Annotated in this window: 13 protein-coding genes; 8 read left to right on the forward strand and 5 right to left on the reverse strand. The window is 37.2% G+C overall.

From position 1 onward, the window contains the following. The first annotated feature begins 69 nt into the window (after positions 1–69). Both map and AsFPU1_RS20080 read left to right on the forward strand, forming a co-directional pair. Entirely contained in the window at positions 70–831 is a 762-nt protein-coding gene (map, locus tag AsFPU1_RS20075) for a type I methionyl aminopeptidase (RefSeq protein ID WP_125061176.1), read from the forward strand. A gap of 86 nt (positions 832–917) precedes the next feature. After that, complete coding sequence (locus AsFPU1_RS20080; RefSeq protein WP_125061177.1) at positions 918–2,273, forward strand: Fic family protein; 1,356 nt, start codon at positions 918–920, stop codon at positions 2,271–2,273. Between the two features lie 142 nt (positions 2,274–2,415). Here the strand turns inward: AsFPU1_RS20080 and AsFPU1_RS20085 are convergent, their stop codons facing one another. Continuing rightward, positions 2,416–3,117, reverse strand: coding sequence for a C40 family peptidase (locus AsFPU1_RS20085; protein ID WP_125061178.1), 702 nt, complete (start codon positions 3,115–3,117; stop codon positions 2,416–2,418). Between the two features lie 203 nt (positions 3,118–3,320). Between AsFPU1_RS20085 and AsFPU1_RS20090 the strand changes: the two genes are divergently transcribed. Beyond that, on the forward strand, positions 3,321–3,809 hold the full coding sequence (locus AsFPU1_RS20090) for a GNAT family N-acetyltransferase (protein ID WP_124973633.1): 489 nt from the start codon (positions 3,321–3,323) through the stop codon (positions 3,807–3,809). Here AsFPU1_RS20090 and AsFPU1_RS20095 read toward each other — a convergent pair. Together AsFPU1_RS20095 and AsFPU1_RS20100 are read right to left on the reverse strand one after the other, a co-directional pair. Further along, positions 3,757–4,554, reverse strand: a complete 798-nt coding sequence (locus AsFPU1_RS20095) for a sensor histidine kinase (RefSeq protein WP_369692089.1) — start codon at positions 4,552–4,554, stop codon at positions 3,757–3,759. The two genes, AsFPU1_RS20090 and AsFPU1_RS20095, sit on opposite strands and share 53 nt — an antisense overlap. After that, positions 4,544–5,143, reverse strand: coding sequence for an L-threonylcarbamoyladenylate synthase (locus tag AsFPU1_RS20100; protein WP_124973802.1), 600 nt, complete (start codon positions 5,141–5,143; stop codon positions 4,544–4,546). The genes AsFPU1_RS20095 and AsFPU1_RS20100 overlap by 11 nt, the downstream gene beginning before the upstream one ends. A gap of 212 nt (positions 5,144–5,355) precedes the next feature. On the opposite strand from AsFPU1_RS20100, the gene AsFPU1_RS20105 reads away from it, so the two are divergent. Further along, positions 5,356–5,685, forward strand: coding sequence for an MgPME-cyclase complex family protein (locus AsFPU1_RS20105; protein ID WP_124973635.1), 330 nt, complete (start codon positions 5,356–5,358; stop codon positions 5,683–5,685). 79 nt (positions 5,686–5,764) lie between these two features. Here AsFPU1_RS20105 and AsFPU1_RS20110 read toward each other — a convergent pair whose 3' ends face one another. Both AsFPU1_RS20110 and AsFPU1_RS20115 read right to left on the reverse strand, forming a co-directional pair. Further along, positions 5,765–6,898, reverse strand: a complete 1,134-nt coding sequence (locus tag AsFPU1_RS20110; RefSeq protein WP_124973637.1) for a helix-turn-helix domain-containing protein — start codon at positions 6,896–6,898, stop codon at positions 5,765–5,767. Between the two features lie 91 nt (positions 6,899–6,989). After that, positions 6,990–7,223, reverse strand: a complete 234-nt coding sequence (locus AsFPU1_RS20115; protein WP_124973639.1) for a hypothetical protein — start codon at positions 7,221–7,223, stop codon at positions 6,990–6,992. Between the two features lie 918 nt (positions 7,224–8,141). On the opposite strand from AsFPU1_RS20115, the gene AsFPU1_RS20125 reads away from it, so the two are divergent. The 4 genes from AsFPU1_RS20125 to AsFPU1_RS20140 all read left to right on the forward strand — a co-directional run bounded on the left by AsFPU1_RS20125 (position 8,142) and on the right by AsFPU1_RS20140 (position 12,079). Next, positions 8,142–8,279 carry a hypothetical protein gene (locus tag AsFPU1_RS20125; RefSeq protein ID WP_227873461.1) on the forward strand — a complete coding sequence of 46 codons (138 nt, stop codon included), beginning with the start codon at positions 8,142–8,144 and terminating at the stop codon, positions 8,277–8,279. A 52-nt stretch (positions 8,280–8,331) separates the two neighbouring features. After that, positions 8,332–10,011, forward strand: a complete 1,680-nt coding sequence (locus AsFPU1_RS20130) for a M14 family metallopeptidase (RefSeq protein WP_124973643.1) — start codon at positions 8,332–8,334, stop codon at positions 10,009–10,011. Between the two features lie 75 nt (positions 10,012–10,086). Beyond that, a complete protein-coding gene (locus AsFPU1_RS20135) occupies positions 10,087–10,653 on the forward strand; it encodes a glycogen-binding domain-containing protein (protein ID WP_124973645.1) in 567 nt (188 codons plus the stop codon). Between the two features lie 205 nt (positions 10,654–10,858). Beyond that, a complete protein-coding gene (locus AsFPU1_RS20140) occupies positions 10,859–12,079 on the forward strand; it encodes a GMC oxidoreductase (RefSeq protein ID WP_227873462.1) in 1,221 nt (406 codons plus the stop codon).

The raw sequence follows: 12,079 nt of genomic DNA on the forward strand, positions 1-12,079 counted from the left end.
AAATTGAACTTCAACCCTGATCAACCCTAACTTATCCTAGTTTAGCTAGTAATTCACGTATAAAACCCCATGGGAGACACTATTACCCTACTATCAAAACGCGAGATCGAAAAAATGCGCCGGGCCGGACGCTTAGCGGCTGCTTTATTAGATCATCTGACTCCCCTGATTCAGCCAGGAGTGAGTACATTAAAACTTAATGATGAGGCTGAACGGTGGACACAAGCTCACGGTGCTGTAAGCGCACCTTTAGGTTATCATGGCTTTCCTAAATCTATTTGTACCAGTATTAATGAAGTGATTTGTCACGGTATCCCCCATGCTAAGCAAATTCTCCAAGATGGGGATATTGTTAATATTGATGTGACTCCTATTCTGGATGGCTATCATGGGGATATTTCTAGAACCTTTTTTGTGGGAACTCCTTCCCCCACGGCCAAGAAGTTAGTAGAAGTGACGGAAGAATGTTTAAAACGGGCTATTTCCGTAGTTAAACCTGGGGCAAAAATTGGAGATATTGGGGCAGCAATTCAAGAATACGCGGAACCTCATGGTTTTTCGGTAGTTAGGGATTTTGTGGGTCACGGTATTAGTAATATTTTTCATACTCCCCCCCAAGTGCCTCATTATGGTACGAAAGGGAAGGGGAAACGGTTACGTGCGGGGATGGTATTTACTATTGAACCGATGATTAATGAGGGGACGTGGGAAGCGGTTATTTTAGAGGATGGTTGGACAGCTATTACTAAAGATGGTAAGCTTTCGGCGCAATTTGAACATACTCTAGCAGTTACGGAAACGGGTGTAGAAATTTTGACGTTACCTGATTAGTGAAATAAAACGCAAAATAGAAAAATTACGTTTAGGGAAACTCAAAATGATATAAACTAAAAAAAATAGCATTGAGTTATCTCCCTATGGCGAGAATTAGAGTAGCTAGGCCTTTTAGTCAGCTATTAGAAGATGTTAACCCCCAAAAATTCCTACCTTTACTGGGGAAATATGGCGCGGCAGATTCCCAAGGAAGGTATTTACATTGGAATGATTTTAAATGGAGGGTTGAGTCAGATGATGATGAATTAGCCGCATGGGTAGCTACTAAAATTTCCCGCAAAACAATCGCTAAGAACTTATCATTATTACAAGCTGAAAATGACCACTGTTTTAGTTATTGTATCCCCGACTCACTATTTACACAATTACATATCATCGATAAAATGACAGGGGGTGGTCGAGAGATAAATGATGGTGCTTTTGTATCTTCCTCTGAAAAAAATCGTTATTTAATCAAAAGTTTGATACAAGAGGAAGCTATTACTTCATCCCAACTTGAAGGGGCTTCAACGACTCGTCAAGTTGCCAAGGAAATGCTAGAAAAAAATCTTACCCCAAAAGATAAATCTCAACAGATGATACTGAATAATTATCTGTTGATGAAAAAAGCTGTTGAAAAAAAAGATGAAGAATTATCTATTGAATTTATTTTAGAGTTACATAAGATTGCTACATACGAAGCAATTGAAAATCAAGCTACACCAGGAGAAATTAGACAAGATAATAGTATTATTATTTCAGATTTATATGGTGAGAATATTTTTCGTCCTCCCGATTGGACAACGATTAAATCTAGGTTGACAAATTTGTGTAATTTTGCTAATAGTGATCACAGTCAAAATAACCGTATTAATTTTATTCATCCTATTATAAAAGCTATTATTCTACATTTTATGATTGCCTATATTCATCCTTTTGGTGATGGCAATGGTAGAACCGCAAGGGCTATTTTTTATTGGAGTATTCTCAGGTCTGGTTATTGGTTATTTGAATATGTTTCCATTAGCAAACTTATTCAACAAAAACGTGGAGATTATGACAAAGCCTTCATTTATACTGAAACTGATGATTTTGACCTGACATATTTTCTCTATAATCAGGTTGATACGATAGAAAAAGCGGTTAAATCTTTGTATCAGTATATAGACAGAAAACAACAAGATTTTTATGAATTTATGGACTGGATAGACAAAAGTCCTGTGGCAAAAAAATTAAAAACAGGTCATTTAGAAATATTAAAAGAAGCGTTAAGAAACCCAGGTAGGGAATTTACGTCAAAACAAGTAGCCATAGATTTCGGGGTAACTGAGAATACTGCTAGAAGTTATCTTAATAAATTAGTTGACAAAGATTTATTAATACCTGCTCAATCTAAAAGTGGCAAAACTGTTCTTTATCTTGCTCCAGCTAACTTAAGAACAAGATTGAAACTTGAATAAACTATTATTAGAACTTATCATGCTAAACGACGATAGAGTTCAGCATTAGTAGAAATTAAGTGATCCCACTAACTTGACTTTTTACCTAGTAAGAATGGTGTATTTATCTTAGTCATTATAGCATTAAAACAAAAAAATATCTCTACGCACAATAACTCTCAATCACTCGTCCAAAACTCCACAATTTAGCATAATATCCCTGACTTATCTCATCTCCTTCATCCGACAAACTATCAATCGCAATTCCATTTCTGCCCATCTGTATTCCCGAACTATGAATATAATATCCTTCCCCTAAATATAAGGCAACATGATCAACTTTTTCAGTACCAAAAAAGATTAAATCCCCTGGTAAGAGTTCTTCTTTTGTAATTCTTTTAGTGAAATTTTCTTGTTGATAAGAATCTCTTGGCAACCAAATACCAGAATTAGCAAATGCTGCTTGTATCAAACCCGAACAATCATAATTTGGCCCCACTGTTCCCCCCCATAAATAATAATTAGGTTGGGTCATAGCTATTTTTGTAAAATCTATAATTTGACTCAAATAAGGTTCAATTTCTCGACGGGATAAAATAGTCGGTTGATAAGGTTTAGACGCGAGATATAAATCTTCTTTGTTAGTAGCAGATAACCAAGCAATATATCCATCTTCGCACAAACGCACTCGTATAGCTTCTGTTTTCACGGGAGAGTCTAAAACTTTTAGATGTCTTCCTGGAGATACTTGAGTGGCTAAATTATTACAACTAGACCCATCAAATAAATCAAGGGCATAATGACAATAATATTCATCATCAGTGGAGGATAATAAGGGGTCTAAGGAAGTAGATACAGAAGTCATATGGTCAGAAAATAATGAATAATGGATAATTTATCAATTGTCAATGCTTGATTAGACATCGGACAATAAAGACAGTCAAGTAAGGGTCTGATGTTCCAGAAATATTAAGATTTGATCATAATCATCTTATAGGGTGATTGATTTTTTCGTCGAACTCGCTACAATCTTTAAATAAGGGCTGAAAAATTTAGGAATTATCCGCCATGGATTGTCGTCATATTCAGTTTTCTATGGACAAGTCTAAGGTTGATCTTTGGCAACTTCAAGCATTATTTAATGAAGCTGCATTTTGGGCTAGAGAACGAACCCTTGAGGATTTAGAGATAGCTATTAATAATAGTAATCCTGTAGTAACAGTGTGGGATGGAACCCGAATGATTGGGTTTTGTCGTGCCACTTCTGATGGGATTTATCGTGGTACAATTTGGGATGTGGTAATTCATCCTGATTATCAAGGGGCAGGGTTAGGCCGCAAATTAGTAGAAACAGCTTTAAGTCATCCTTTGATGAGTCGTGTTGAACGGGTTTATCTGATGACAACCCATCAACAACAATTTTACGAACGCATCGGATTTGAGGAAAACAAATCAACAACGATGGTGTTACATAATACTTATGAAATGAGTGCTTTATCTGTGTCTAAACACTCTCTGGAATTTCAGACCAAGGAATTAGACACTGTAAGCGTGTAACACATTGGGGGGACAAGTCTATCAGATTTAATTGTCCCCCCATTTTTTTCAATAAAGTTTGACATAAAAGACATTTCATTCCTGGGGAATTGTCTAGTTTTTGACTCCATTCTTTTAGAGAATTAAGGGTTAATCCAGACATTTCTAAGGGTTCTATTTCTGATTGCCAAAGTTCCATAGAACAGGGAATATCAACGGTAATTTTTACTAAATTTTTATCCTTATTAATTGAGGTAAATATTTTAATAGTTCCTCTTTTTATTAGACTAATTCCTGTTTCTACTAAGATAATTAATCCTTGTAATAAGCGTTCAGAATCAGCGTGAATATAGCAATCAGGATTAGGAGTTTCAATTATAATTTGTAAATTATAATTAATCGCTTGTAAATGAGTGAAATTATATAAAGTTTCTAATAAATTAGCAACAGAAATTACTTGATTTTTTAAATCAATTCTACTATAATCAATTTTAGAAATAGTAACAATTTGATCAATAGTATTTAATAATTTTTGTGCTGATTTATAGGCTTGCTCAATAAATTCTCGTTCTTCTTCGTGATTTTCACAAAGATCAGATAAAATAAGTTGATGTAATCCCATTAAAGTACTGAGAGGTGAACGTAATTCATGGGAAGTTTTGGCTAAAAATCCACTTTTAAACTGACTTAGTTGAACTGCCATTTGATAAGCTAGTTTTGTTTGTTCTAACTCTTGTTTTAACGCTTCAATTTCATCATTCATCATTAACTATTCTCACACTTCCCTGACGTAAGATTTTCCATCCTTTATCTTTCCATTTTGCCACAGTTGAGGGCAGTCCACTACCGTATTTTTCCATGTCCTTTAATGAATTTTCCTCTAATGTCCACACATCAGGGAAATTTTTAGCAATTTGTCCCATTTTTTCAAGGGGAGGTTGCCCAGATAAATTAGCACTGGTGGTAGCCAAACAACCAGTTTTACTTAAAATAGCTAAAGCGGTTTTATGATTAGGAATACGAATACCAATAGTAGTAGAATCAATAGGATTCATAGCTGCTGGAACTAAAGAAGATGCAGGTAAAACTAAGGTTAAAGGTCCGGGCCAATAATCTTGGGCAATCTGTTGCCAAATCTTCAATTCTTCTGGAGTTCCTGTCACATATTGCCATACCTCTTGAGAAGATGAACCCATGAGAATTAAGGGTTTGTCGGGAGGTCGTTTTTTGGTGGCAAATATTAGGGAAGAATTTTCAGGTAGGACTGCTAACGCAGGAACAGTATCTGTAGGAAAACTAACGACTTTTCCCTTAATTGCACTTTCAATTAATTCAAATTGAGAAATTTTTGGCATTATTGAACCATCTGCATTACCTATTGGTAAATTAAGATTAGCATATCGATTATTTATTACTGTACCTAAACTGGAAAAAAATAACAATTCAGCAGACTGGTTTAGAAAAGATGTGGATGTCAAATTAGATTAAATATTAATAAACCATGACCTATGAAGTTACCCTAAGATGAATAATAGATATTGGGTAATCGAGAACAAATTATTAACCGATGACAACTTACTACTACGTTTTGGCCAGTCAACGCTTTCTCTTAGAAGAAGAACCCTTTGAAGAAGTGCTTCAAGAAAGACAAAGGGACTATAAAGAGAAAAACAAAGAGATTGATTTTTGGCTGATTAAACAACCTGCCTTTTTAGAAGCCCCAGAATTCGCAGGAATTAAGGCTGAATGCCCTCAACCTAGCGTGACGGTGATTTCTACTAATCCTCAGTTTATCACCTGGCTCAAGTTACGCTTAGAATACGTTGCAAAAGGCGAATTTGAAGCCCCATCCCCCACTATTCCCGACCCGTTAGCCTCTCTCGAACCAGTATCGTAAACTTTTTACGTAAATGGGGTCAACAGCCGTTGACCCCTACAATGGTCTTTTGCCGGACATAGTATGAATTATTAAGCCCCTACTGACTTTTAACTTCTGAAACAGGTGTTAAAGTTACCTGTTTGACTTCCCCTTGACTGCCTAATAATTGGGCTGGTTGGTTATTGACCGATAGGTTAACAGCCCCCGCATTACCCGCCCTAATTAACAGGGTTTCTTGGGCTTGCCAACGCTGTTGTGCGCCTTTTTCCAGAATACCCTCATATTCAGTTTTCCCGTCTACTTTCACTTGAACCCAAGAGTCATCATCGAGTTTGATGGAGGCCGTCACAGGAGTATTCCCATTCGTGTTAGGAGAGGGAGAGACATTAGGGTTCGCTGCGATCGCACTTTCTGTCGAGGGAGATGGTGCAGTTTGAGGACTTTGTGATACAGAAGAAGGGGTAAGAGAAACATCAGTTTGCGGACTTTGTGATACAGGAGAAGGGGTAAGAGAAACATCAGTTTGCGGACTTTGTGATACGGGAACCTTTTCTAAAATAGAAGAAGATTTTTCCGCAGAAATCAACTGATTTGAAGTAGGAGAAGGGGCCGCCGTCACCTCATTATTAGGAACAGTTGGAGGTTCAACAGGTTGCGTCTTGGTGGGGTTAACCACTTGAGTTGACTGGTTAAGGGCGGTGTTTTGTTGGACAGGGGGACGAGAGAACAGATAAAATAATCCAGCGATCGCGCCTCCTAATAAGAGAAAATATAACCAGTAAATTTTAAAGGCCTTTCCCCTAAAAACTTCCCTTATTCCCGACGTTTCAGGGGAAGGAGAAGGCATTGTCTCAACAGAAACAGAAGGTTTGGTTAAGGTTTGAATAGCGTGGGGAGGTGGTTCTTCTCCAGAGGGTTCCATAGGGGGACAACTGACAAACTCAGGAGAAATATTTAAAATTTGGGTTGACTCAGATTTAGATATTTGTTGCGCTAAACTATGACCATCGAGTTCTAAAGCTTCCCCATAACGTCGAATAAAGCCTTGTACATAGATTAATTCCGGTAACAGGTCTATTTGTCCGCTTTCTAGGGCTTTTAACATAGGCAACCGCACAAAGGTCATAGAGGCGATTTTTTCCAGGGATAAATCATGTTTTAACCGTTGTTGCTGTAGATAATTCCCGATTTCTTTGATTTGTTCGGTTTGGTTAGAATTATACTTGCTCATTGATTTGTTCTTATGAATTATGATTTTATAAAGATGATTATTGAACGTTTAGGTTAGTCACGGTTCCTTGACGAATATTGACAGTACATTTCTAAAGTACTTGACGCTGTCTAGACCCTTCAACTAACACTCCGTTTCCTCTTACTCCTTGTTGATTGTCAGAGATAAAAAAAGTTTCAGCCCCCCCAGTAAATTCTATTTTGCGACCTGTCCCTAAGTTAATACCAATGATGCCACCAAGATCAATTTGATTGCTAGAAATTTGTTTTGTGATGCTATCTTGACATAAACGAACTGTCTGTTGATCATTTAGAAACCTTATCAAAGTTATACTCAGCTTGAGTCACTAATCCTTGACTAGGATTGATAGTACATTGATAGGTTACAGGTTGCTCATTGTTCCTTCCTCCTAAACCTTAAAAGCCTCTCGCTGTGAGTTAGCCACGTCTACGCCACCTGCTCTAGTTGGGGAGACCCCAAGTAGAGCAGTGGCTCCTTTTAAGGCGTGGCAGTGGAGCGAAACGGGGTTTTAACCGGTGTGTATCCTTCGATATGCTACAATAAAAGCGTGAGTAAGAACAAGGTTTGTCATGATGATATTTTGCTAGATGTCGAGGAGCAACTGGCGAACCCGAAGGGGGAGAAAAAACCATTATTTAAAGGGAAAAGAGTAGCTAGAGGCTTGTATAAAACGGGAGAAAATCAGCTATTAAATGCGGATGTTAATGGTGCATTTAATATTAGACGAAAGAAGTTGAATTCTCTGGCATCGTTTCAGGATCAAAGGATTTTTTCTTAATTGGGGAGATAATCCCTAAATGTAAATATTTAAAATATTCATAACTTCGTACTTCATTTTACTTTAATTTTCGGAGAGTGACAGAAGAGGGTTAGTTACGCTGACTTCAGAGACACTCACCTCAGTAATATTCAATGGGACGAATACACCAAATGGGAAGGAGTAAAAGGGTTAGAAACCGTCACAGGTATATCTGATAAATTACGGGAATATTTACAGTCAAAGGGTTTAATTTCGTAGGAGCATGGCATTATTATTTGTCGGAATAAACCTTAAATTTCATGTTGCCATGCTCTTCACCCATTGTTAATAATAAAATTTGGGCATGGCAATTTATAATTTATATCAAAAAGTTGATTTTATTTTAAGAGAAGATTAAAATACAGTAAGATAAACATCATACCTGTCCTTTTTTCCAATATCAATATTCATATTGGATAACAATTGAAACAAAATAATGGGGAATGGCTTTTTAAAACCTATGAAGCACAAGATAATAGTTTAAACCTATATTCGGTTGATTTACAAATTTCACTGGTGGATATTTATCAAAGAGTCGATTTTGCCTTAAGTGAAGAATAATGAGATATAATATAGAAAATAGACAATAATTTTATCCGGTAAGTAACCATCAATGACTGTCAAACCTTTTGATTTTAGCCACTACTACACCTATAGAGAGTTATTAGAATATTTGCATCAAATGACCGATGTTTATCCCCAACTTATACAACTAAAAATTATTGGACAAAGTTATGCGGGAAAAGATATTCCTATAGCTATTCTAACGAATCAAAACACCGGAAAGTATTTAGAAAAGCCTGGATATTGGATAGATGCTAATACCCATGCAGGAGAAGTTACAGGTTCTGCCGTTGCTTGTTATATTTTATATTATTTATTAACCCAATATCAACAAGATTCTATGGCGACCCGTTTACTGGATCATCACACTATTTATATATTACCAAGAATTGCCATTGATGGGGCCGAAAAATATCTGACTACTCCCTATCGTTTACGTTCTAGTATTCGTCCTTATCCCTATCCCGATGAACAAGATGGACTCCATCAAGAAGATATCAATGGGGACGGTTTAATATTACAAATGCGGATAAAAGATGACTGTGGAGGATGGAAAATTTCTGAACAAGAACCCCGTTTAATGGTTAAACGAGAACCCGAAGAATTTGAGGGAACCTATTATACTATTTTACCTGAAGGTTCTATCCTTAATTATGATGGCTATGAAGTTAAATTAGCTACTACTTTTGAAGGAATGGACTTTAATAGAAATTATCCCTATCTTTGGTCACCAGAAGGACAACAACAAGGGGCAGGAGATTTTCCCTTTTCTGAACCAGAAACCCGTGCAGAAGCAGAATTTTGGCAAGAAAATCGGAATATTAATGGGTTTATTAGTTATCATACTTATTCTGCGGTAATTTTGCGTCCTTATAGCACTCATGCTGATGAACATTTTCCCGTTTCAGACTTAGATATTTATAAATTACTAGGAGAAAAGGGTACAGCAATAACTGGATATGAATGTATCTCTGTTTATCATGATTTTCGTTACCATCCTAAAGATGTTACCTATGGGGTAATGGATGATTATGCTTATGATCATTTTGGTTGGTTTGGGTTTACCATTGAGTTATGGGATGCCCCAACACAAGCAGGTGTTAAGAAAGAAAATTATATCGACTGGGGTGGTAAACATCCCATAGAAGATGACTTAAAATTGTTTAAGTGGAATGATGAAAATGAGATAAAAGGTTTTATTGACTGGCAACCTTTTAATCATCCCCAGTTAGGAGAAGTAGAAATAGGTGGCTGGAATTTTAAAGAAATGTGGCAAAATGCCCCAGAAAAATATTTACCTGAAATCTGTGAAAGGCAATGTAAATTTGCCTTAACTCATGCGTTAATGTCTCCTTTATTAGCCATATCTAAGGCTACAATTACTCATCAAGGTGCAGATATTTATCACGTCGTTTTTGAGTTAGAAAATAGAGGATTTTTACCAACTTATACAAGCCAAAAAACCTTAGAACGTAAGGCAGTTCGTCTTATAGAAGTTATTCTCAGTTTACCTGAAAAAGTGAGTTTAATTAGTGGAAAATTAGAACAAGAAATAGACCATTTAGAAGGCCGTTCTAATAAAGCTTATAATACTTTTGCTAAAGGAACTGATTACCGTCGTCATCTAGAATGGGTAATCAAAGGGCCTGTTGATAGTATAATCGAGATTACTGCTTGTTCAGAAAGAGCAGGAACGGTCAGATGTTCTTTAAATATTAAAATGATTTGAATGTAAATAAATAATACAACACCGAAGACGAGTTCAGTAGGAGAAGTTTATGATAGTCACATCTGTTCTTAAACAATGTTGCTCAAAGGTATGTCAGCACAAGTTGTAGAAAAAGAAGCCCTGTATATTTTGAATCACTGTACCAAATATCTGGCCAGAGATAATACAGATGGTCGCCATAACTACTTTACTCGTTTCAACCCCAATGATCCCAGAAGTAATATTAGTGAAGTATGGCGATTTCCTATCATTGATAGTTATCGAGATAAAGATAATCCAGAAACTAGCTATAATTTTAACGAAGTTACCTTTGTCTATGCAGCATTAGGCAATAATCAACCCCAATCTGTATCAGTTATTGGAACTTTTGCTAATCTGTATGAACCCATTCCCTTACTACCCATTTCCTTTTTAGAAGAAGCAACAGGTTATTATGCTGTTACCGTTGTGGTTCCCAAAGGGGAAAAACATATCTATAAATTCCTAGTGGATGGTATCGTCCAATTAGATCCGATTAATCCCCAACACGTAATTTTAGATAATGGAGAAACTTGGTCAAGATTTTTTACTCAATTGTGTACGGAAATTTTGGTTTTAGAACATTGGGAAGTGCAAATTTTAGAACGATTAACCGATCAATGATCTTCGCAATGATCCCAATGGAGATGTTAAACGAGAAGTCAGAGATTGGCCCATTAGCTATGAACAATTAGAACCCTATTACGTCCAAGTCGAACAATTAGTCGGGTTAAATGGGACTAGCAATAATCAATTAAAACCCTTCAGTCAAGACTTTTTACAACGACCCCTTCAACCCAATCCCATCAGTCAATACGCCAAGACAGGGATGGAAGAATTAGGGAGACGATTGACCAATAATGGACAACCCATTAGTCCCTATCGTACCCCTTTAGCTGTGATTACCGAAGATCACGCCCCCAGTGGCCGGAAAGTTCCGAGCGATCGTGAAACCATTAAATCCGGTTATGTCAACCGTTATGGCGATCCTTTAGGCTTAAAATCGAGTACCTGGGTTTCCCTTCTCAGTCCGATCAAAGATTTAGACAATTTTCAGCTATGGACAAATTGTGTTGTCACCTATCTGGAAAATCAAGGCGATCGCATTAATAAAATCCATTATCGTGACCCCAGTGGTAGAGAAAGGATAATTGAGGTGAAACAGGGGACTATGGTGATTGTTGCCTGTTCTGCCATTGAATCAGTCCGCCTCTTAAAACTATCGGCTAAAACTAATGCTGACTTTGATCGTCGGATCAACCAAAATCAAACCGAAGCCAATAGCTTATTAGGGAAATACTTTCTGACTCACTGTTTTGGAGGGGCTGAAACCATTGTCAGAGGAATTCCCAGACAAAACCAACCTTTGAGATTTGATAAATCTGTTTCTTTAGATAGTGACTGGGCTATTGATTGTTGCGCCACAGAAGACTTTTTGAGAAGCAATGGATTATGGGCCGGGGCAGCTATTTATAATAATACCTCCGATCAGGCCTTACCTATGTCTTTAGGACGGACTCACGGCAGTCAAGACTTAGATACCATTTGGCAAACCTTTGTCAACGATACCCGTCTCACAGGACAAGGATTAGTAGATTTTCTCGATGAAAACTTTGGAACACGCCTTTCTGTGAGTTTTATGGCCAATCAAGTTCCCCTGAGAAGCAATCGCATCGAACTCCATCCTACCGTAACTGATAAATGGGGCCGGCCGAGTGCTTATATTCGCAAAATTTGGCATAGCCATGATGTTTATCTGATGAGTGTTTTGGCAAAACAATGCGAACAAGTTCTCTTTTTAGGGCAGGCCAACGATAACTTAAACGAAATTGAAGAAGGAGGGATTTATTTAGCAGAAAATGCCTTAGCCCGCATTGCCAATCATATTTTAGGAGGGGCCCGTTTTGGTAACGATCCCAATGATTCTGTTCTCGATGTTAATTGTCGCGCTTGGCAATTTGATAACCTTTATGTGACGGATGGTTCCTTTATGCCTACTTCTGGGGGGCTAATCCTACCCATACCATTGAAGCAAATGCCTTTCGTGTAG

The organism is Aphanothece sacrum FPU1 (genome assembly GCF_003864295.1).
GTDB lineage: Bacteria > Cyanobacteriota > Cyanobacteriia > Cyanobacteriales > Microcystaceae > Aphanothece_B > Aphanothece_B sacrum.